Genomic DNA, 22,289 nt, shown 5'->3' with positions numbered 1-22,289 from the left:
TATTTTAGCCGACAATGAGAGAAATTGCATTTATAAAACAAAACAAACAAAAATGGCTTGATTTTGAACAGGTAATTTTTGGCAAAACTAAAAAAAATCCTGATGAAATCGCTAATTTATATGTTCAATTAGTTAATGATTTGTCTTATGCCCAAACTTATTATCCGAAAAGTAAGACAGTTGTTTATTTAAATTATTTAGCTTCTCAAATATACCAAAAAATTTACAAGACAAAACGGACACAGACTAATCAACTGGTTTATTTCTTCAAAACCGAAGTACCGCTTATACTTTATGAATACAAAAGGTATCTGATTTATGCCTTTGTTCTCTTTTTTGCTATGGTTACTCTAGGAGTGATTTCGGCAAAATACGACGAAAATTTTGTTCGTTTGATTCTTGGTGATGGTTATGTAAATGAAACGCTGGAAAACATTAAAAACGGAAATCCCGTAGCCATATACAAATCCGGAAGTGATTGGGGAAGTTTTATAGGCATAACAGTAAACAACTTAAAGGTTGGCGCTTATTGCTACATGTTTGGAATTTTTATAGGACTGGGTACTTTTTATATTTCTTTACAAAATGCAATAATGCTAGGGTCTTTTCAATATTTTTTTTACCAGCAAGGTGTTTTCTGGGAAAGCGTAAGAGGAATCTGGATTCACGGTTCTATGGAAATTTTTGCTATTGTAATCGAAACTGCTGCCGGATTTATTCTAGGTGCTTCCATATTATTCCCAAGAACATTTTCGAGAATGAATTCATTTAAAATAGGTTTTAAAAACAGTTTCAAAATATTTTTAAGCACCATTCCTTTTACCATTGCCGCAGGCTTTCTTGAAGGTTTTATTACCCGATATTCTATTGATATGCCTATTTGGTTAAGCTGTTTTATTATCCTTTTTACTTTGGCTGTCATCAGTTTTTATTATTTGGTTTATCCATTTATCATCCACAAAAAGCAAAAAGCATAATATGTTACAATTTTTAACAGCTTGCATAAAAAAGACGAATAAACTTATTTGTCTTTTCCTGTTTTTGCCTTTCATCAGTTATGGTGCAGGAGATTCTTTGGCAACAGCCAAATCAAATGCTATTGAAATAACAAAACCTGAAAAAGTTATTTATACAGTATCCAACATTTTAATTGATACTGCTAAAATTGAAGCACGGGCTTTTGATAAAAAATTCAAGTCGAAATATAACGATGAAGTTTTTGTTTACGAATTCAAATCGAAAGAAAAAAATGCCTGGGACCGATTCAAAGAATGGTTATCCGGTATTTTCAAACGTCTTTTTAGTTTCACAGACAATGAAGCTTCGATGAATTTTGTTGAACTTCTGCTAAAAATTATTGCTGTACTTATTGTTGTTTATGTAATTTATCTTATTGCAAAATCAGTTTTAAACAAAGAAGGACAGTGGGTTTTTGGAAGAAATTCCGATAAGAAAATAATTCATTACGAAGATGTAGAAAAAAACATCAAAAATGCAGATTTTGAAAAACTAATTAAGCAAGCCCTTGAATCAGATGAAAAAAGGCTGGTAATTCGTTACTATTATCTTTGGCTGCTCCAAAAAATGGCAGCAAAAGAAATTATCATTTGGGATATTGAAAAAACCAACTCTGATTATTTATATGAAATAAAAAACCCAAAACTTAAAGATGATTTCTCTTATTCTTCTTACCTCTACAATTATATTTGGTACGGCGAATTTGATTTGGACGATATGACTTTCGAAAAGGCAAAAAACACTTTCGATAACACTTTAAAAACTATCCGATAATGAGTAAAGCAGTTAAAATATACATTGCGTTTCTGGTCTTACTCATGATTGGCATTGTAATTATCGATATAAATTCTCCAAAACCTATAAATTGGACACCTACTTATTCTTTAAAAGACAAAACTCCTTTTGGGTTATATGTTTTTGACAAGGAAGCAAATTCTTTTTTTAAAAATCAGAAAATTGAAAAAGTAAATGTGACACCTTACGAATTCCTAAATGACAAATTCGATTATGAAGATACTATTTCAAACAACTATACCGTAAAAGGAACAGTTCTGAATATTTCTGAATTCTCAGATTTAGACGAGCAATCTGCCGAAGAATTATGCAGTTATGTCAGTTATGGCAACACTGTGTTTTTGAGTTCTAAAGAATTACCGGCTTTTTTACTGGATTCTTTAAAAATAAAAACAAACCTCGAGTACAAATATAAAGACAGTATTTACAATTGGGTTGCCAACAAAAAACTAGGAACAAAAAAATACAAAATAACCGAAGGAATAGGCAATGCCTATTTTTCTAAAATTGACACTTTAAACACCACTGTTTTAGGGTATCAAAGTGGTGACTCGACCAGAGCAAACTTCATAAAAGTAAAATATTATGATGGTGCATTCCTGCTTCACACCCAGCCTGCCGCATTTACGAATTTCCATTTACTGAAAGCCGATCATCACGAATATGCTGAAAAAGTGCTTTCTTATATTCCAAAAGAAACTATTTACTGGTACACAAAAGGTCAAAACGGAGAAGTTATTTCAGACTCTCCTATGCGTTACATTTTGAGCCAGCAAGCACTTAAATGGGCGTGGTGGATCTCACTAATAGGAATTGCTGTTTTTATAATTTTTAATGCCAAACGAAAACAACGGATTGTTCCAATAAAAAAACCATTGACTAACACTACGGTAGATTTTATCAGAACTATCGGGAATTTATACTATCAGGAAGGAGATCATGATAATATAATCGATAAAAAAATTATTTATTTCCTGGAGAAAATCAGAAACGAATACTTAATAGATACCTCACAACTTGATGATGATTTTGTAAAAAGATTACATCATAAATCAGGAAAAAGCATTACTGATATTCAAAAAGTAGTGTTTTTAATCAACGTACATCGAAGAAGTCCAAACGACAGTATTGAAGCAGATTTAATCCAGATCAATAATGCAATTGAAAAAATAACAAATCACTAACTCAAAAGTTTTTGAAAAATAAAATCAGAAAAATAAAATTATGGAAGATATAACCAATACGGAAATGCAAACCGAAAACGTAAATTTCGAATCAAGAATAAACTTAACACCTCTTTTAGACAGTATTACTACGATAAAAAAAGAACTTGGAACTGTAATTGTTGGTCAGGAGAAAATGATAGACCAATTATTAGTAGCCATACTTTCAAATGGTCACGTTTTACTGGAAGGTGTTCCGGGTGTTGCCAAAACAATCACGGCTAAATTATTGGCCAAAACAATGCAAATTGGTTTCAGCAGAATTCAGTTTACACCAGATTTGATGCCTTCAGACATCTTAGGAACGTCTGTTTTTGATTTAAAAAAATCGGAATTTGAATTCAAAAAAGGACCCATTTTTTCCAATTTAATCCTTATTGATGAGATTAACCGAGCTCCTGCTAAAACACAGGCTGCCCTTTTCGAAGTAATGGAAGAAAGACAAATCACCATTGATGGCAATGCCTTTATTTTAGACACTCCATTTTTAGTAATTGCCACTCAAAACCCAATCGAACAGGAAGGAACGTATCGTTTGCCTGAAGCACAATTGGACCGTTTTCTATTTAAAATAGCTATCGATTACCCTAAACTGGAGGAAGAAATTGTAATTATTCAGCGTGAACACTTATTGCAAAACCACGGAAAATTAGAAAATATAAAAACAGTACTTACTGCTTCAGACATCAAAAATTACCAGTCATTGGTAAAACAGATTGTTGTAGAGCATGATTTAGTGGAATATATTGCTAAAATTGCCGTGAATACCCGTGAAAATGCCTTTTTATATTTAGGAGCTTCACCGCGTGCTTCAATTGCTATTCTAAATGCTTCTAAAGGTTTCGCAGCCATTCGCGGACGCGATTTTGTAACTCCGGAAGACATTAAAGATGCAGCAATTCCGGTTTTACAGCACCGCGTTATTGTTACACCTGAGAGAGAAATGGAAGGTATTACAAGTATCGAAATTATCAAACAAATCGTTGAAACCGTTGAAATTCCAAGATAAACTTTAAACAAAAAACAAATTGAATTTCTTTAAAAAACTATACCTCAATAATCTCTTTTTCTACGCTTTATGCGGAGTTATTACCCTATTTGCATGTGCTTTTATTTTCCCTGCACTGTACAATATGACGTGGTATATTTTATTGATTTTACTGACTTTTTTGGCTTTGGATATCCTGATTTTGTTTTTTGCCAAAAACGGAATCGAAGCCAACAGAATCACTCCCGAAAAATTATCAAACGGAGATGAAAACCCAATAAATATCAATGTAAAAAATTTCTATACTTTTTCAATTTCTATTAAAATCATTGACGAAATTCCTTTTCAATTCCAAATTAGAGATTTCGAAATCAGACGAAAAATAAAAGCTTCTTCGCAAGATGAAATCAATTATTTTTTGAGACCAACAGAACGCGGTGAATATTCTTTTGGAGATTTAAACGTTTATGTATCCTCACCTTTACAAATTGTTTCCCGACGATTTACGTTTGATAAAAACCAGATGGTTCCTACCTATCCTTCTTATATCCAATTAAGAAAATACGATTTGCTCGCTTTTTCAAATAATTTATTTCAATACGGAATAAAAAAAATACGCAGAATTGGCCACACCATGGAATTTGAACAAATCAAAGAATATGTTCCTGGCGATGATATCAGAACGTTAAACTGGAAGGCCACAGCCAAAAAAAATTCGCTGATGGTCAATCAGTTTCAGGATGAAAAATCACAGTCTGTGTATATGGTTATTGACAAAGGCCGTGTCATGAAAATGCCTTTTAATGGCCTGAGTTTACTCGATTATGCTATTAATGCTACTTTGGTAATGTCGAATGTAATTCTGAAAAAACAAGACAAAGCCGGAATGTTTGCCTTTTCCAAAAAAGTGGAAAACCGGGTTTTTGCTGAAAAGCGTTCTTCACAAATGTCAAAATTTCTTGAGTCTTTATACAATATCAAATCAGATTTTTTTGAAAGCGATTTCAGTCGTTTATATGTTGACATTAAAAAAAATATCAACCACAGAAGTTTGATCATTTTATATACCAATTTCGAAACTTTAGATGGATTGCATCGTCAATTACCTTATTTAAAAGGGATTGCGAAAAGTCATTTGCTAGTAGTAGTCTTTTTTAACAATACGGAACTAAACCAGCTTATAGATAAAAAATCGGACAATGTTCAGGAGGTTTATGACAAAATTATTGCCGAAAAATTTGCTTTCGAAAAAAGATTAATCGTAAACGAATTAAAAAAATACGGTATTTATTCTGTACTTACACAACCTGAAAATCTTACTTTGGACACAATTAATAAGTACTTGGAAATAAAGGCCCGAGGAATTTTGTAACTTTGTACCCGTGCCACTTTTGACGCTTTAAAATGAAACAAATTACTTCAGCCCAAAATCCATTTATAAAATCATTGGTTTTACTACAGGAAAAATCCAAAGCCCGAAAACAGTCGGGAGCTTTTTTAATTGAAGGACAGCGTGAAATAGAATTGGCCACAAAAGGCGGTTATGAAATTGAAACCATTTTATTTTTATCCGATTTAATTTCTGAAAATCAGATTACTAAATTAGCCGGTCGGACAGTCGAGTTAATCGAAATATCAAAAGATGTTTATCAAAAATTAGCTTACAGGGACACAACCGAAGGTATTTTGGCTGTAGCCAAAACCAAATCTTTGGCATTATCTGACCTTAAATTATCTGAAAAACCATTGATTCTTGTTGCTGAGGCTCCTGAAAAACCGGGAAATATCGGCGCCATGCTCCGTACCGCTGATGCTGCGAATATTGATGCAGTCATTATCGCCAATCCTAAAGGTGATTTATTTAATCCAAATATTGTTCGTTCAAGCGTAGGTTGCTTGTTTACAAACCAGATTGCTTCAGGGACAACACAAGAAATTATTGATTTTCTGAAAGCAAAAAAAATCAATATTTACGCGGCTACATTGCAAAATTCGACTTCTTATCACACGCAGGATTATACCAAACCCACAGCACTTGTTGTAGGAACAGAAGCTACAGGGCTTTCTGACGAATGGAGAGACAATGCTACTCAAAACATTATAATTCCGATGCAGGGAGAAATCGATTCCATGAATGTTTCAGTTGCCGCTGCCATACTTATTTTTGAAGCAAAAAGGCAACGAGGTTTTTAGTAACTGTCAAAAATTAAACATCTTGCGTATTTCAGTAGTTATTTGTAATTTTAGAGAATAGAAGATGTATGCCATGGTTGAAATTGATATAGAAAAAGAAAACAAAGCGATTGCCCAAGAATACAAAGAGTTACTTCGAATAAGTTATCAGACCCTTTCCCCTGAAGATAAAAAACTAATACGAAAAGCTTTTGATGTTGCTGTTGAAGCGCATCAGGATCAACGCCGTAAATCGGGAGAAGCTTATATCTTCCATCCTATTGCTGTGGCAAAAATCGTAGCTGGCGAAATTGGCCTTGGTGCCACTGCTATAGCTGCCGCATTAATGCATGATGTAGTTGAAGATACTGATATCACCGTTCAGGATATTGAGAAATTATTTAATCCGAAAGTCGCCCAGTTAGTTGAAGGGCTGACCAAAATTTCTCAGGTCAAAAAAGACATGAACATTTCGATGCAGGCCGAAAACTTCCGAAAAATGTTGTTAACGCTCAACGATGACGTTCGTGTAATTATCATAAAACTGGCTGACAGACTTCACAATATGCAAACCATGGATTCCATGGTCGATTACAAGCAAGTTAAAATCGCTTCGGAAACACTCTATATTTATGCACCGCTCGCCCATCGATTGGGCTTGTACAATATTAAAACCCAACTGGAGGATTTAGGTCTAAAATATACTGAACCTGTAATTTATAACGATATTGTAAGTAAAATAAAAGAAACCAAAGAAGAACAGGATGCTTACATTAAAAGTATTTCCGATATTTTGAAGAAATCACTCGACGACGAAGGGGTAGAATATATCATTAAAGGGCGTCCAAAATCCATTTATTCTATCCGCAGAAAAATGGCGGCACAAAATGTGACTTTCGATGAAGTATATGACAAATTTGCTTTACGAATTGTTTACAAGTCCAATCCGCACGACGAAAAATTCTTAGCCTGGAAAATTTATTCAGTCGTAACAGATCATTATCGTCCAAGTCCGAGCAGATTACGGGATTGGATCTCTTCACCAAAATCAACCGGTTACGAAGCATTGCACATTACCGTTATGGGACCTTTGGGACGCTGGGTAGAAATTCAGGTGCGCAGCGAACGAATGGATGAAATTGCTGAAAAAGGATATGCAGCCCATTACAAATACAAACAAGGCGCTAATGAAGAAAGCGGTTTAGACGTTTGGCTGAATTTACTGAAAGAAGCACTTGAAAATGCAGAAACCAATGCCGTAGATTTTGTAGAAGATTTCAAAATGAATCTGTACGCCAAAGAAATCTATGTTTTTACGCCAAAAGGAGAAATCAAATCATTGCCTAAAGGAGCTACCTCTCTCGATTTTGCCTTTAGTATTCACTCAGAAATTGGTATAAAAACCCGTGGAACCCGTGTTAACGGCCGTTTAGTTCCGCTAAACCACGAATTAAAAAGCGGTGATCAGATCGAAATTATTACTTCTCAACATCAGAAACCTACTATAAACTGGCTTGATTATGTAACTACTTCCAGAGCTAAAAATAAAATCCGAAACGTTCTCAACGAAAACACAAAGAAAATTGCTGAAGACGGAAGGGAAACATTAAGCCGCAAATTAAAGCATTTAAAAATCACTTTAAATGAGCAGACCATCAATGAACTTGTTGCCTTCCTGAAACTTAAAACCAGCTTGGATTTATTTTACAGGGTTGGAATCGGGTCTATCGATAATCAGCAATTAAAAGATTTTGCAGCTCAAAAAAGCAATTCTTTCATCAATTTCTTTAAAAATAAAATAAAAAGAGGTCCGTCTGCAAATCCGGAGCTGGTTCAGAAAAATGAACTTTCAAGCAGTTATGACATGCTTGTTTTTGGTGTTGAGCAGGACAAACTGGATTATAAATTATCTACTTGCTGCAACCCTATTCCCGGAGATCCTGTTTTTGGTTTTGTCACGATAAATGAGGGAATCAAAGTACACAAACGGGATTGCCCCAATGCGATCAGTATGCAGTCCAATTATGCTTACAGAATTATGCAGGCCAAATGGATTGATTCTTCTCAACAGGATTTTAAAGCGATTCTCGAAATAACAGGAATGGACAGTTTAGGGCTTACCAATGAACTGACCCGTGTAATTTCAAACAATATGCATGTAAACATTCAAAGTATTTCATTGAGCGGTGAAGCTGGTATTTTCAACGGAACTGTGGCTGTAATTGTACCTAACAACACGGTATTGAAGAAATTGATTGATAACATCAAAAAGATTGACGGTGTAGATAAAGTAACGAGGGTTTATAATAGTTAGCAATTAACTATAAAACAAACATCTCTCACTAACAAAAAAGGCCCGCATCACAGCGGGCTTTTTCATAAAACAGTTTAAACAGTAACGGCTTCTTCCCCTTTCAGCACCCGCATTCTGGAAATAAGCCTGGTCAAAGTATATTCGTCCAGTTTATTTACACTAGCATACATAATCTTACCCGCACTGACGATAGTTGTAATATAAGTATATAGTTTTCTGTACTCTCTGGTATTGTCCTCATACAACTGCTTTTTAATATCCATAATTTCATTCTGGGAAGCATTTTTTGCAGCAAGATCCTGTTTTACTATCCTAAGCGTGTCCGCAAACCCTGTCTTCATTCCTTTCTCTACAAGGACCTCCTCGTTTTCAGAAACATATTGTACAAAACCTTCCATTTTATAACAGGCACCTTCAATATTTTTTACCCTCAGGTCTTTTTTTAGCTGAGACAAATTACTGGTATCAAGCGCTGCCCGCTTAAAATAAAAAGATAAAAAATTCAACTCATTATTTAAAGCATCAGCCTGCTCGTACAAACTTTGTGTCACTTTCTTTTGTTCATTGGTCAATTTTAGCGACTGTTCCAGTTGATCTACTTTCTCCAACTGTGTCGTAAACTCTTCTTCATATTCTGCGGTAAATTCGCTAAAACGTGTTGCCAGTTCTGTTCTGTCCCTGACAAAACTTGCCTTCAAAAATGTACCCATAGGCACATACTCTTCTATTCTTAATTTAACTCCTTGAGCCATTCTGATTTATTTTAAGGTTGAGTTTCAAAAATAAAGTTTTTATAAGAAAAAACATCATAAATTTTAAGTTATTTCTTACAATTTTCCTTTCGATGTAAATGTAAAATCAGTCACAGAAGTACAATAGAGTGCTACAGAATGAAATATGCAATAACAGAAGCAAAATGAACTTTCACAGAAGTGCAATAGGCAATTACAGAAGAAAAAATTCGGTTACAGAAGCGAAATGAATTTTAACAGAAGTGAAATAGACAATCACAGAAGGAAATATTTGATTACAGAAGCGAAATTTACTTTCACAGAAGTGAGATAGACAATCACAGAAGGAAATATTCGATTACAGAAGCAAAATGAATTTTCACAGAAGTGAAATAGACAATTACAGGAGGAAATATTCGGTTACAGAAGCGAAATGTATTTTCACAGAAGTGAAATAGACAATTACAGAAGTAAATATTCGGTTGCAGAAGTGAAATGAACAGTCACAGAAGCGAAATAGGAAATTACAGAAGGAAATATTCGGTTACAGAAGCGAAATGAACTTTCACAGAAGTGCAATAGACAATCACAGAAGGAAATATTCGGTTACAGAAGCAAAATGATACTGCTAACTAAAACTTATAATTCATAGCTGATTACACTTTTGTCTTTAATACAATTTCATTATCTTTGCAGGATATGACACTTATAGCTACAGACAATACTAACAATCAGGAGATTGTAAAAAACGTTTTTACAATGTATCTTGAAAACAAAGGCCACCGAAAAACGCCTGAACGCTATGCTATTCTTCAGGAAATATACGATAGCGAGGAGCATTTCGATATAGAAAACTTGTATATCAAAATGAAAAACAAAAACTATCGTGTGAGCCGTGCCACTTTGTACAATACCATTGAACTTCTTTTAGATTGTGCTTTGGTACGTAAGCATCAGTTTGGTCAGAATCAGGCACATTACGAAAAATCATACTTCGATAAGCAGCACGATCATATCATCATGCTGGATAATGGTGAAGTCATCGAATTTTGCGATCCGAGAATTCAAACCATCAAAAAAACGATGGAAGAAATCTTTAACATCGATATTCAAAATCACTCCTTGTACTTTTACGCAAACAGAAAAAAATAACTGCACAATAATAAATAAACACACAACACAATGACCGTAGATTTACTACTAGGATTACAATGGGGAGATGAAGGCAAAGGAAAAATTGTCGATGTATTGACCTCAAAATACGACATTATTGCACGTTTTCAAGGAGGACCAAATGCCGGACATACACTAGAATTTGACGGAATAAAACACGTTTTAAGAACTATTCCTTCCGGGATTTTTCATAAAAACAATATCAATATAATTGGAAATGGAGTTGTAATTGATCCTGTAGTCTTCAAATCAGAGATTGACGGATTGGCTAAATTCAACCTGGATCTGAAATCGAAATTAATCATTTCGAGAAAAGCGCATTTAATACTTCCGACGCACAGATTGCTTGATGCTGCTTCTGAGGCTTCGAAAGGAAAAGCTAAAATTGGCTCTACTCTAAAAGGAATTGGCCCAACTTACATGGATAAAACGGGTAGAAACGGAATTCGTGTAGGAGATATTGAATTAGAAGATTTCAAGGAAAAATACCGCATATTGGCTAACAAGCATGAAGAAATGATCAAATTCTACGATGTGTCGATCCAATACAATCTTTCTGAACTGGAGAAAGAGTTCTTTGAAGCTATTGAAGAATTAAAAAAATTAACTTTCATTGATTCTGAAGAATATTTACATCAGGCTCAAAAAGCAGGAAAATCAATCCTTTGCGAAGGTGCTCAGGGTTCTTTACTGGATGTAGATTTCGGAACATATCCATTTGTAACATCATCAAACACAACAGCAGCTGGAGCTTGTACTGGTTTAGGGATTGCTCCAAATAAAATCAAAGAAGTTTACGGTATTTTTAAAGCATATACAACTCGTGTAGGCAGCGGACCGTTCCCAACAGAAGATTTTGAAGATGCCGGAACTGTAATGGCTAAAGTAGGTAACGAATTTGGATCGGTTACGGGGCGTCAGAGACGTTGTGGCTGGTTGGATATAGTTGCGCTTAAATATGCTGTTCAGGTAAATGGTGTTACACAATTAATGATGATGAAAGGTGATGTTCTTTCGGGTTTTAAAACCTTAAAAGTTTGCACGTCATACAACTACAAAGGTCAAAACATCACACATTTGCCTTACAACATCGAACCGGAAAACATTACTCCTGTTTATACCGAATTTAAAGGCTGGAATGCTGATTTAACCGGAATGAGCAGCTATGATCAATTGCCAAAAGAATTAAAAGAGTATATCGCTTTCATAGAAAAAGAAGTTGAAGTTCCGATTACCATTGTTTCGGTAGGACCGGACAGAAAACAAACCATTATGAAATAATAGTAAAAAACGCTTTGATTTATCAAGGCGTTTTTTTTCCATTGAATTCTTTAAAGTATATTTGCTTTCCACTAAAAATCCAAAAATGACAACCCGAAATTCTGCAACAATACAGTTATTTTTTAGAAAAATAATACGCCGTTTTGAGACCATTTTCTTTTTAGCTAAAGAATTATTATCAGAGCGAAATTTCATTTATCTCTCCTGTGTCGTCATTGCTATTTCATGTTCGTTTGCTGTAATCGTTTTAAAAAGTTTTGCTCACAATGTCTTTTTGTTCGCAAATTACATTAACAGCTACTTAAAACTTCCGTTTATAAACAGTATTTTGCCTATTGTAGGAATACTGCTTACCGTATTGGTAATCAAAAAGTTTCTTGACAATTCATTAGAAAAAGGGAGTTCTAAAATTCTTTATGCTGTAGCCAAAAAAGGCGGAATTGTACCTAGAAAACAAATGTATGCCCAAATAATAACGAGTTCACTAACCGTAGGATTAGGAGGTTCCGCGGGACTTGAAAGCCCAATTGTAATTACCGGAGCGGCTTTTGGTTCTAATTTTGCTCAGAAATACAAGCTGTCGCAAAAAGACAGAATCCTTCTTTTGGCCTGTGGCGTTTCGGCAGGTATCGGAGCCGCTTTTAATGCGCCTATTGCCGGAGTTTTATTTGCTATTGAAGTAATTTTAACCGATGTCAGTATTTCGGCCTTTATTCCTATCATGATTTCAGCTGCGACCGGAGCATTGGTATCACAGATTGTTTTAAGTCAGGATATACTTTTGAGTTTCAAGCAAGAACTTACTTTTAACTTTTACAATACACCTTATTATATTTTACTTGGGATATTAGCCGGTTTCGTTTCGGTATATCATGCCCGTAATTTTGGAAGAGTGGAACATTTCTTTGGCGGATTTAAGAAAAATGTTTATAAAAAAGCACTATTCGGAGCCTCTCTTTTGGCTATTTTGATTTTCTTTTTTCCAACACTTTTCGGTGAAGGTTATGAAAGCATTAAAACATTATCCGATACCCATCCTGAAACTTTATTAGACAATACTTTACTTGAAAATTACAAAAGCAACGAGTGGATTTTATTGATTTTCATAGGAGTCACAGCGCTGCTGAAATCGTTTGCAACCGGATTAACTTTAGGTAGCGGCGGAAATGGCGGAAACTTTGCTCCTTCGCTTTTTGTAGGCTCCTATTTAGGTTTTTTTGTAGCAAAATCTATGCACCTTTTGGGTATTTCCAATGCTTTGCCTGTTGCAAATTTTACTATAGTTGGAATGGCAGGAATCTTGAGTGGATTATTTCATGCTCCATTAACGGCTATTTTCCTGATTGGTGAAATTACCGGTGGTTATGATTTAATGGTTCCCTTAATGATTGTATCTTCAATAAGTTACGCGGTTTCAAAAAGATTTGAAAAACATTCAATGGATGTCAAAACATTAGCAGACAAAGGAGACGTTTTCACCAGTAATAAGGATAAAAACGTATTGCAAAGTATTGATTTTCTGAATTTGGTTCAAACGGATGTTAAAACCATTTCTTTAAATAATTCTCTGGAAAATCTGATTGAAAATTTAGCCACTACCAACCAACACCAATTTCCGGTTTTAGACGACAAAAACAAACTGCTTGGCATAGTTGATTTTGAAACGATCAGACCACTTATTTTCAGTCCTTTTAAAGTAAAATACACTTCTATTAACGAGGTAATGTTTCAACCGAAAAACTGTATTGAGTTTGATGACGGTATGGAAATTATCATGGAGAAATTTGAAAATGCCAATGAAACCGTTTTGCCTGTAAACAAGTATGGGAAATTCTTTGGCTTTGTTTCAAAAATAGACATCCTTGAAGAATACCGTAAAAAACTGAAAGAACTTGTCATAGAATAAAAGGATTAACTTTATAAATTATTCTTAATAAAAAGGTTAGTTTTCTTATTTTAGTTAATTTTGAAAAAAATAAATTCCATTGAATACACTATATTTTCGTCTTGTTTGCTTCTTATTATTCTTTAGTCAGGTCACTCTTTGGGCGCAAGACACAAAAAAAATAATTATTGAAGGATCCGATTTTCTTGACATTACTGAAAAAGAAGTTCCGGGAGCCATTGTTTTTACTGGCAATGTCCGCATTGTACATGAAGGCGTTCGAATGACTTGTAATAAAGCATATCATTTCAGAAATTCTAATTTTGTAAAAGCATTTGGAAATGTTCAAATGATACAAGGTGACACGCTTTTTATGAATAGTAAATATGCCGAATACAATGGTAACACCAAATTTGCTATTGCAACAGGAGATGTAATCATGCGGGATCCAAAAATGACATTGGCAACCGACACGATTAATTTCGACAGAAATTCGCAAGAAGCTTATTACAACACGAGTGGAACTATTCGTGATCCGGAAAACACATTAACCAGTAAATCAGGGCATTATTATTTAAATCAGAAGAAATTTCAATTTCAAACTGCTGTTACGGTAACTAATCCGAGACAAACGATAAAAACCAACCATTTGGATTATTATACCAATTCCGGCCATGCCTATGTTTTTGGACCATCAACAATAACATCAAGTACCAATACAATTTATACCGAAAAGGGATTTTACGACACAAAAAAAGACGAAGGCAGATTATTAAAGGGTTCCAGAATAAAATACAAGGATCGTCTGATTGAAGGAAATGATATTTATTATGACAGAAAACTCGATTTTGCCAGAGCCAAAAACAATGTAAAAATAACAGACACCATCAATAATTTTGTGGTAAAGGGACATTATGCCGAAGTATATAAGCAGAAAGATTCTATGTTTATTACTAAAAAGGCTGTAGCAATTACTTTGTTTGAAAAAGATTCAGTGTTTTTCCATGCTAAAAAATTACTGGTTACCGGAAAACCTGAAAACCGAATTATCCGAGGTTCAAATAATGCCCGTTTTTATAAAAAAGACATGAGTGGAAAGTGCGATTCCATTCATTACAATCAGAAAACAGGATTGACCCAAATGATTGGAAAACCGATTTTCTGGAATGGAGATAATCAGATGACAGGAGATGTAATGCACTTAATTTCTGATAGTAAAACGGAGAAAATGGATTCTTTAAAAGTACTGAACAATGCCTTTATTATTTCTAAAGACACTGTTGGGACCGGATACAATCAGGTAAAAGGCCAAAATTTATTTGGAAAATTCAAAGACAATAAACTCCATGAAGTTGATATCATTAAGAATACCGAGGTCTTGTATTATATGCGAAATGACAAGCAGGAACTCATTGGAATCAATAAAAATGTAAGCAGCAGAATTAATATGATTCTCGATGGAAATGATATTGAAACCATCACTTTCTTTACTAAACCGGACGGAACCATTTATACAGAATCCGAATTGCCTGAAAATACGCGTTTGCTGAGAGGTTTTATTTGGCGTGGAGATGAAAAAATTCTCTCCAAAGAAGACATTTTTCCAAAGGAAGAACTCGAAATTGACGAAAAAATTCAAAAAGAAATCAAGGCTGAAGAACTTAAACCTAATATTCCTATGGAAGCTTCAAAAGAAACATTAGAATACGATAAACCGGCTCCTGTGAAAAAAACTCCGATAAAAAAGAAAGGAAAATAGTTGCTACTTTCTTCTAATAACCCTTAACGAATAACTGCATCAGCAATGCTAAACGATTTCTACAAATACCAGGCACAGACTTCTCCTCACCCACTGGGCATGGAAGTTTCACATGCCATAGGTTCCTATATATACGACACTAAAGGAAAAAAATATTTGGACTTTGTAGCCGGAGTATCAGCATGTACATTAGGTCACCAGCATCCCCGAGTTAAAAAAGCCATTGTTGACCAGTTGGACAAATACGCTCATGTAATGGTTTATGGAGAATACGCACAGGATCCATCAGTAGCATTATGCAAATTATTGGCTGAAAACATGCCGGCTAAACTTAACAAAACCTATCTGGTTAATTCCGGAACCGAAGCAACAGAAGGTGCTTTAAAACTTGCCCGACGCGTTACGGGAAGAAGCCAATTGATTTCTTGCCACAACGCATACCACGGAAATACAATGGGTTCGATGAGTGTGATGGGATTTGAAGAACGCAAGCAAATATTCCGTCCGCTGATTCCAGATGTTGATTTTATTACTTTCAACAATGAGGATGATTTACAAAAAATAACGACTAAAACTGCTGGGATTATTTTAGAAACTATCCAAGGTGGTGCTGGGTTTATACAGCCACACAATGGTTTCCTGAAAAAAGTACGCCAACGTTGTGATGAAGTTGGGGCGATGATGATTCTCGATGAAATCCAACCTGGGTTTGGCCGTACCGGAAAATTATTCGGTTTCCAAAACTACGATATCATTCCAGACGTAGTTGTAATGGGTAAAGGTATGGGTGGCGGAATGCCTGTAGGTGCTTTTACTGCAAATGAATCTCACATGGATTTATTAAGTCATGATCCTAAATTGGGCCATATTACAACTTTTGGAGGCCATCCGGTAATCGCTGCCGCCTGTCTGGCAACTTTACAGGAATTGGTTGAAACCAATATCATGCAGGATACATTGGAAAAAGAACAATTATTTCGTAACTTGTTAGTTCATCCATTAATCAAAGATGTCCGTGGTGAAGGTTTGATGCTTGCCGCTATGACAGAAAGTCCTGAAATTACTAATCAGGTCATTTTCAAATGTCAGGATAAAGGGCTTATATTGTTCTGGCTGCTCTTTGAAGGCAACGCCATTCGCATCACTCCACCTTTAACGATTACAAAAGACGAAATTATCGAAGGTTGTGGCATCATTATTGAGGCTATGAATGAAGTAATAGACGGAATTTAATTTTTTATTCGAAACTATTCCTGTTATTCGTCACCTGCTTCTTTGTTCTGGACTATTTTCGTCTCAACGAAGATTTCTGACAATGAGAAAGGATTCATCCCGATGTTTCGGGGCTATCAGGATACAGTAATCGTTTTAAGTTTAAATTCTTAAAGTTACCACTGAACATGGCTATTTTCATTGAAAAAATGTTAATTAAATTGTTCACAACAATTGATTTAAAACACGAATACAAATTAAAGGTTTCCTAACTTTATTAAGGATAATTTTAAAAACAATGAGTATGCATTTGAGCCACGAAGAAGAAGATCATAATTTATCCTTATCAAAATTCGAATCGATGTTAAAAACGAACAAAGTTTTGTTTTTTGATTCAGAAGAATTCGAGGATATCATACTACATTACATGGATATTGGTAAATCGAGTCTAGCCAAGAAGGCTTTAAAATTAGCTCTCGAACAACATCCAAAATCAACAGGATTAAAACTCGTCCAAGTCGAAATGCTTGTTTTTGATGACAAATTAGATGTTGCCGAAAAAATGCTTAACGAACTCTATGCAATTGAACCGACAAATGAAGAGGTTTACATTCAAAAGGCTAACATTTACTCCAAAAGAGACAATCATGAAAAAGCGGTTGAATTATTAAGAATTGCCCTGAAATACACTGATGATTATGCCGATGTTTACAATTTAATTGGCATGGAATATCTTTTCATGGACGATTTGGAATTGGCAAAAGAGAATTTTATCAAATGTCTTGAAGAAGAACCGGAAGAGCAATCAAATTTATACAATGTAATTTATTGCTTCGAATTTTTAGAACAGAATCAGGAAGCAATTGATTTCTTAACCAATTATATCAATCAAAATCCATACAGTGAAATCGCCTGGCATCAGCTTGGAAGATTGAATTACGGATTAAAAAGATATGAAGAAGCTCTTACTGCTTTCGATTATGCCACTTTGATTGACGATAGTTTTATGGGTGCTTTTATGGAAAAAGCCAAAGCTTTGGAGCGCTTAAAACGCTATGAAGAAGCTATCGAAAATTACACCGAAACCATACGCCTGGATGATCCTACTTCCTATGCATTATTACGTATTGGAAAATGTTATGAAAAACTAGGTAATGAAGTTGAAGCATTAAAATTTTTCAATCAAACTGTTCATGAAGACCCATTATTAGATAAAGGATGGATTGCCATAACCGATTTTTATTTCCGTAAAAAAAACTATGCAAAAGCATTATATTTTGCGAATAAAGCCATTGCAATTGACACTGAAAACAAATTATACTGGAAACGTTTTGCAGCTATAAACAAAGCAATGAATCTTTTTGAAGAAGCTGAATATGGCTACAGAAAAGCAGTAGAATATGGTGATTATCAATTAGATACCTGGTTATTCTGGACAGATATATTACAATATCTGGGTGAATTTGAAGCGGCAGTGCAAACGTTATTGCAGGCCAGCGAATATTTCCCTGAAGAGCACGAAATCGAATATCGCCTGTCAGGATTATACTTTATGCTCCATGAAACTGAAAAAGGAATTTTCCATCTCAGCAACGGTCTTCGTCAAAACTATAAAAAAAGAACGCTAATCCAAGAGTTGTTTCCTGTTATATGGGAGCGAGCAATGGTTCAAGAGTATATTTTAAAACATAAAAAGTAATTCCTGATGAAAAAACTGGGATTATTAGGCAAAAGTATTGGCTATTCTTTTTCGCGAAATTATTTTTCAGATAAATTCAAAAATGAAGGATTAGCCAATATTTTCATTTATGAAAATTACGAAATTGATTCCATTGAAAAGTTTTCAGATATCTTCAAGAGTAACCCTGACTTAGTTGGATTAAATGTCACTATTCCGTACAAAGAGGCAGTAATTCCTTTTTTGGATGAATTATCTGAAAATGCCAGACAGATTGGAGCAGTAAATACTATAAAAATTACACCCGAAGGGAAATTAATTGGTTATAATACCGACTATTTCGGCTTCTTACAATCCTTAAAACCGTTACTTAAAAAGCACCATACAAAAGCCTTGCTTCTTGGAACCGGAGGTGCTGCAAAAGCAGTTGCTTACGGGCTAAATGAAATTGGAATTGATTCAAAATTTGTATCAAGGCAATCCGGCGAAAATTGTATTACTTACGACGAATTAACAAACGAAGTTTTCCAAGAATGCCAAATAATCATTAACTGTACTCCCTTGGGAACATTCCCTAAAATCGAATTATTCCCTGATATCCCCTATCACTTTCTTACTCAAAACCATATTGCTTTTGATTTGATTTACAATCCCGAAAAAACAGAATTTCTCAAAAAAGCAGAAAATAAAGGAGCAGTTATAAAAAACGGATATGAAATGTTAGTATTTCAGGCAGAAAAAGCTTGGAAAATCTGGAATAACTAAACGTTATTTTTGTCTTTACTTATATCATTAATCTTTTCCATTTCTAATGCCTGACAGGAAAATCAATGATTGACTGGGTTTTATAGCAAACGCTAACAAATAGAAAACCAAGCACTTCAACTATCATTAATTTTAAGCTTTTAACTTACGATTGAAGCAATAAAAATGTCAAATAAAAAAATTAAAAGCAATTTAATCTATTGTTTTGCTTTTGATTTTCATGTGTTTTTAGTAACTTCGGCGTGAAAATAACAGTAAATTATCCTGCATCATGCAAGAAGAACAACACGATAACCTGTCAAGTCAAATAGACGAAACAGATGGAAACCAAGTGCAAGACACTACAAATGAAGCAATTGAAACTATAGAAATCCTAAATGCTGAAGTCAGCGAAGATGTTTCAATACAAGAAAGCCATGATATTCCAATGCAGAATTATGAAGCAATGGATATGGAAACACTTGTGATCGAGCTGGAAAAACTGGTAGAAACTGACAGAATAATGGCTGTAAAAGACCATGTTGAAGAAATCAAAACAGCTTTCTTGTCAAAATACAACCATTTCATTGAGGAGAAAAAAGAAGAATTTCTTCATGAAAACCCGGAATCTCAAGAAGAATTTGAATATCATTTACCCCTAAAATCAAAGTTTGATTCTTTCTATAACAATTTTAAAAGCAAGAAAAACAGTCATTTTAAAAGTTTAGAAACCAATTTAAAATCAAACTTACAAACTCGTTTGGCTATAATTGAAGAACTGAAAACTTTAATAAATCCTGGGGAAAATATAAAAGATAATCTTAAGCAATTTAATGATTTAAGAGAACGCTGGAAAACGGCTGGGCCAATTCCGAAAGACAAATACAACCATGTTTGGAACAATTACCATTTTCATGTAGAGAATTTTTATGATTACCTGCACTTAGATCGTGAAGCACGTGATATTGATTTCAAACACAATCTGGATGCTAAATTAAAAATCATTACCCGGGCAGAAGCGCTTGTTAAGGAAGCCGATGTGATGAAAGCGTTTAGAGAATTACAATCGTTGCATAAAATCTGGAAGGAAGATATCGGTCCTGTTTCTAAAGAAAAAAGAGAAGAAATCTGGGCAATTTTCAGTGATTTAACGAAACAAATGCATGAGAAACGTGAAGCATTATTTGAAATGCAACGCGGAACAGAACTCGAAAACTTAGCCAAGAAGAAAGAAATAATTGCTGCTATTGAAGTTATTGCAACAGAAAAGGTAGAAGCGCATTCAGGATGGCAAACTCAGGTTGAAAAAGTAGAAGCTTTGCGTGCTGCTTTTTTCAGTGCCGGAAAAGTCCCTGCTGAAATAAATGAACAAACCTGGAGTGAATTTAAAACCGCTGTACGTAATTTTAATGTGCATAAAAATTCATTTTACAAAGACATTAAAAAAGAGCAGCAAGCCAATCTTGATAAGAAAAATGCTTTAGTAGCTCGTGCCAAAGAATTACAGGATAGCGAAGATTTTGCAGTCACTACTCCAATCATGAAAAAAATTCAGGAGGAATGGAAACAAATTGGACACGTCCCAAGAAAATTCTCAGATACGATTTGGGCTGAGTTTAAAAAAGCATGTAATATCTATTTCGACAGGCTGCATGCAGTCAAAAATGAGCACGAAGAGGTTGAAATTGAAGCTTTTGAAAAGAAAAAAGCCTATTTAGAGTCCTTGAAATCATTTGAATTGACCGGAAGCCATAAAACAGATTTAGAAGCAATAAAAGCACATATTGAGGCTTGGAAAAATATTGGAAAAGTTCCTTTTGCCAGACGTCATATCGAAGGAAAATTCAATAAAATACTGGATACACTTTTCGAGAAATTAAGCCTAAGCAAAAAAGAGACCGACATGATGCGTTTTAGCAACAGAATGGATCAATTATCTGAAGCAAATGATTCAAGAAAAATTGACAATGAGAAAATCTTCCTGATTAGAAAAGTAGAAGAAGTTCAAAACGAAATTTTCCAGTTAGAAAACAACATTCAGTTTTTTGCTAATGCTAAAAAAGACAATCCAATGGTACTTGAAGTAAAGAAAAGTATTGAGCGACACAAAGAAGAGTTAGCTGTTTGGAAAGAAAAGCTGAAACAAATAAGAAGTATGTAAAATAAAAAGCCATCTAACGATGGCTTTTTTTTTATTCTTTAATAATAACTATAGATGCTTTAAACCCCGTAGCTAAATTCCATTGGTTAGCTGAAATTAAAGTCCCGTTATCGTCATACACTCTAAATTCTGCAGTATTAGGACCTGATGTCCCTTGATTAAGAGCTTCAAATTCAACTTTGTTAAATCCTTCAGTGAGACCTAAATCCAATTTCTTAAAATCAGCGTCCAACTCGATGTGGTCTACCATCAATTGACCATTTACCCACACTCTTATCATGTCACCGTCTACATACTCATGATCTCTGTAAACAATCTTAGCCGATCCGGATTTGGTTTTAAAATCACCTAAAAACTGATTTCCTCTATATGGTTTAGTCGTCTCGGCTCCTTGTGGCTTATTGAGCTTCTTTTCATAACTTAAACCCGGATTCAAATCGCTTATTTGTGGTTTTATCTGCATCGGTTTATCCATTGAAATGGGTTCGAACTTTTGAGGCGCTTTGAATCTTGTAGGATTAAAAGGATTCGAAATCGAATATTGCGGTGTTCCAGCAGAAGAAGGAGTATTAGTTCCCGTCTTAGGTATGGAGGTTGAAGGAATAGACGAATTGTCCTGAGCAAAAACATTTGCTGTAAAACCGATTAAAAAAAATAGTAAACACTTCAAGTTCATGTCTTGATTATTATCAAAAGTTATTTCAATTTTATTTTAGCTCAAAACTATATTCTCTCTCTACCAGTGCAATTCGCACCGTATACGATTTATACCAAGACGATCTTCCGTTTCTTTGTGCATCAAGATGATCTACGTTTTGTTTCCACATTCGGATTGCATCCAGATCTTTCCAATACGAAACCGTAATTCCTATTTCATTTCTGGCAGATTCAATTCCAAGGTATCCTTCTTGCTGTTGGGCAAGTGATTCCATTATTTCAGCCATTTCGCTGTATCCTTCATTGTTTTCAGTTGAAACTGAAGTAAATATTACGGCATAATAAGGCGGTTTCATAATTGCTTTCAAATTAATTTATAAAACTTTCAAATGCCTTATAAACAGCATTATGAAAAATTGTCGCATGGTTTTTATCTTCAAAAAAAACAAACTTTGAAGTAATTACATCCTTTTGCTTTGCAATAATAGTAAACAACTTA

The 22,289-nt window shown here is 34.5% G+C and carries 18 protein-coding genes; 15 read left to right on the top strand and 3 right to left on the bottom strand.

The genetic code is table 11. The annotated features are described in order from the left end of the window. Nucleotides 1-14: 14 nt before the first annotated feature. The 7 genes from ACRDEC_RS11170 (at nt 15) to ACRDEC_RS11140 (ending at nt 8,509) form a co-directional block, all read left to right on the top strand. Nucleotides 15-977, top strand: coding sequence for a stage II sporulation protein M (locus tag ACRDEC_RS11170; RefSeq protein ID WP_431498425.1), 963 nt, complete (start codon nt 15-17; stop codon nt 975-977). Between the two features lies 1 nt (nt 978). Further along, nucleotides 979-1,791, top strand: a complete 813-nt coding sequence (locus ACRDEC_RS11165; RefSeq protein WP_431498424.1) for a DUF4129 domain-containing protein — start codon at nt 979-981, stop codon at nt 1,789-1,791. Next, on the top strand, nt 1,791-2,996 hold the full coding sequence (locus ACRDEC_RS11160; protein ID WP_431498423.1) for a DUF4350 domain-containing protein: 1,206 nt from the start codon (nt 1,791-1,793) through the stop codon (nt 2,994-2,996). Before ACRDEC_RS11165 ends, ACRDEC_RS11160 begins: the two co-directional genes overlap by 1 nt. Before the next feature lie 40 nt (nt 2,997-3,036). Continuing rightward, nucleotides 3,037-4,044, top strand: coding sequence for an AAA family ATPase (locus tag ACRDEC_RS11155; protein ID WP_431498422.1), 1,008 nt, complete (start codon nt 3,037-3,039; stop codon nt 4,042-4,044). Nucleotides 4,045-4,063: 19 nt separating this feature from the next. Continuing rightward, complete coding sequence (locus tag ACRDEC_RS11150; RefSeq protein WP_431498421.1) at nt 4,064-5,395, top strand: DUF58 domain-containing protein; 1,332 nt, start codon at nt 4,064-4,066, stop codon at nt 5,393-5,395. A gap of 32 nt (nt 5,396-5,427) precedes the next feature. Beyond that, the gene (locus tag ACRDEC_RS11145; RefSeq protein ID WP_431498420.1) at nt 5,428-6,216 is read left to right on the top strand and encodes a TrmH family RNA methyltransferase; all 789 of its coding nucleotides are present in this window, start codon (nt 5,428-5,430) and stop codon (nt 6,214-6,216) included. Between the two features lie 73 nt (nt 6,217-6,289). Next, the gene (locus tag ACRDEC_RS11140; protein ID WP_431498419.1) at nt 6,290-8,509 is read left to right on the top strand and encodes a RelA/SpoT family protein; all 2,220 of its coding nucleotides are present in this window, start codon (nt 6,290-6,292) and stop codon (nt 8,507-8,509) included. 74 nt (nt 8,510-8,583) lie between these two features. On the opposite strand, the gene ACRDEC_RS11135 is transcribed toward ACRDEC_RS11140, so the two are convergent. Continuing rightward, nucleotides 8,584-9,261, bottom strand: coding sequence for a hypothetical protein (locus ACRDEC_RS11135; RefSeq protein ID WP_431498418.1), 678 nt, complete (start codon nt 9,259-9,261; stop codon nt 8,584-8,586). A 678-nt stretch (nt 9,262-9,939) separates the two neighbouring features. Between ACRDEC_RS11135 and ACRDEC_RS11130 the strand changes: the two genes are divergently transcribed. From ACRDEC_RS11130 to ACRDEC_RS11095, 8 genes are all read left to right on the top strand, one after another. Then, nucleotides 9,940-10,392: a Fur family transcriptional regulator gene (locus ACRDEC_RS11130; protein ID WP_431498417.1), complete on the top strand. Its 453-nt coding sequence runs from the start codon at nt 9,940-9,942 to the stop codon at nt 10,390-10,392. 30 nt (nt 10,393-10,422) lie between these two features. Then, complete coding sequence (locus ACRDEC_RS11125; RefSeq protein WP_431498416.1) at nt 10,423-11,694, top strand: adenylosuccinate synthase; 1,272 nt, start codon at nt 10,423-10,425, stop codon at nt 11,692-11,694. A gap of 85 nt (nt 11,695-11,779) precedes the next feature. Continuing rightward, the gene (locus ACRDEC_RS11120) at nt 11,780-13,600 is read left to right on the top strand and encodes a chloride channel protein (RefSeq protein ID WP_431498415.1); all 1,821 of its coding nucleotides are present in this window, start codon (nt 11,780-11,782) and stop codon (nt 13,598-13,600) included. 79 nt (nt 13,601-13,679) lie between these two features. Beyond that, on the top strand, nt 13,680-15,338 hold the full coding sequence (locus ACRDEC_RS11115) for an OstA-like protein (protein ID WP_431498414.1): 1,659 nt from the start codon (nt 13,680-13,682) through the stop codon (nt 15,336-15,338). Nucleotides 15,339-15,383: 45 nt separating this feature from the next. After that, nucleotides 15,384-16,571: an aspartate aminotransferase family protein gene (locus ACRDEC_RS11110; RefSeq protein WP_431498413.1), complete on the top strand. Its 1,188-nt coding sequence runs from the start codon at nt 15,384-15,386 to the stop codon at nt 16,569-16,571. A gap of 283 nt (nt 16,572-16,854) precedes the next feature. Continuing rightward, entirely contained in the window at nt 16,855-18,249 is a 1,395-nt protein-coding gene (locus ACRDEC_RS11105; protein ID WP_431498412.1) for a tetratricopeptide repeat protein, read from the top strand. A 6-nt stretch (nt 18,250-18,255) separates the two neighbouring features. Further along, entirely contained in the window at nt 18,256-18,993 is a 738-nt protein-coding gene (locus ACRDEC_RS11100) for a shikimate dehydrogenase family protein (RefSeq protein WP_431498411.1), read from the top strand. Between the two features lie 271 nt (nt 18,994-19,264). Further along, nucleotides 19,265-21,133, top strand: a complete 1,869-nt coding sequence (locus tag ACRDEC_RS11095; RefSeq protein ID WP_431498410.1) for a DUF349 domain-containing protein — start codon at nt 19,265-19,267, stop codon at nt 21,131-21,133. Nucleotides 21,134-21,164: 31 nt separating this feature from the next. Here the strand turns inward: ACRDEC_RS11095 and ACRDEC_RS11090 are convergent, their stop codons facing one another. Together ACRDEC_RS11090 and ACRDEC_RS11085 are read right to left on the bottom strand one after the other, a co-directional pair. Beyond that, nucleotides 21,165-21,809: a hypothetical protein gene (locus ACRDEC_RS11090; RefSeq protein ID WP_431498409.1), complete on the bottom strand. Its 645-nt coding sequence runs from the start codon at nt 21,807-21,809 to the stop codon at nt 21,165-21,167. A gap of 31 nt (nt 21,810-21,840) precedes the next feature. Further along, on the bottom strand, nt 21,841-22,146 hold the full coding sequence (locus ACRDEC_RS11085; protein WP_431498408.1) for an antibiotic biosynthesis monooxygenase family protein: 306 nt from the start codon (nt 22,144-22,146) through the stop codon (nt 21,841-21,843). Between the last annotated feature and the right edge of the window lie 143 nt (nt 22,147-22,289).

This window comes from Flavobacterium sp., assembly GCF_050696275.1.
In the GTDB taxonomy this organism is placed as follows: domain Bacteria; phylum Bacteroidota; class Bacteroidia; order Flavobacteriales; family Flavobacteriaceae; genus Flavobacterium.
Note: the sequence above shows the minus strand (reverse complement) of the source record. Positions and strands in the feature narration are given on the sequence as shown.

Coding starts and splice junctions, on each gene's coding strand:
- ACRDEC_RS11085 (WP_431498408.1), bottom strand. CDS start 22,146: ATGAAACCGCCTTATTATGCCGTAATATTTACTTCAGTTTCAACTGAA.
- ACRDEC_RS11105 (WP_431498412.1), top strand. CDS start 16,855: ATGCATTTGAGCCACGAAGAAGAAGATCATAATTTATCCTTATCAAAA.
- ACRDEC_RS11120 (WP_431498415.1), top strand. CDS start 11,780: ATGACAACCCGAAATTCTGCAACAATACAGTTATTTTTTAGAAAAATA.
- ACRDEC_RS11130 (WP_431498417.1), top strand. CDS start 9,940: ATGACACTTATAGCTACAGACAATACTAACAATCAGGAGATTGTAAAA.
- ACRDEC_RS11135 (WP_431498418.1), bottom strand. CDS start 9,261: ATGGCTCAAGGAGTTAAATTAAGAATAGAAGAGTATGTGCCTATGGGT.
- ACRDEC_RS11125 (WP_431498416.1), top strand. CDS start 10,423: ATGACCGTAGATTTACTACTAGGATTACAATGGGGAGATGAAGGCAAA.
- ACRDEC_RS11165 (WP_431498424.1), top strand. CDS start 979: ATGTTACAATTTTTAACAGCTTGCATAAAAAAGACGAATAAACTTATT.
- ACRDEC_RS11155 (WP_431498422.1), top strand. CDS start 3,037: ATGGAAGATATAACCAATACGGAAATGCAAACCGAAAACGTAAATTTC.
- ACRDEC_RS11090 (WP_431498409.1), bottom strand. CDS start 21,809: ATGAACTTGAAGTGTTTACTATTTTTTTTAATCGGTTTTACAGCAAAT.
- ACRDEC_RS11095 (WP_431498410.1), top strand. CDS start 19,265: ATGCAAGAAGAACAACACGATAACCTGTCAAGTCAAATAGACGAAACA.
- ACRDEC_RS11170 (WP_431498425.1), top strand. CDS start 15: ATGAGAGAAATTGCATTTATAAAACAAAACAAACAAAAATGGCTTGAT.
- ACRDEC_RS11100 (WP_431498411.1), top strand. CDS start 18,256: ATGAAAAAACTGGGATTATTAGGCAAAAGTATTGGCTATTCTTTTTCG.
- ACRDEC_RS11110 (WP_431498413.1), top strand. CDS start 15,384: ATGCTAAACGATTTCTACAAATACCAGGCACAGACTTCTCCTCACCCA.
- ACRDEC_RS11160 (WP_431498423.1), top strand. CDS start 1,791: ATGAGTAAAGCAGTTAAAATATACATTGCGTTTCTGGTCTTACTCATG.
- ACRDEC_RS11145 (WP_431498420.1), top strand. CDS start 5,428: ATGAAACAAATTACTTCAGCCCAAAATCCATTTATAAAATCATTGGTT.
- ACRDEC_RS11140 (WP_431498419.1), top strand. CDS start 6,290: ATGGTTGAAATTGATATAGAAAAAGAAAACAAAGCGATTGCCCAAGAA.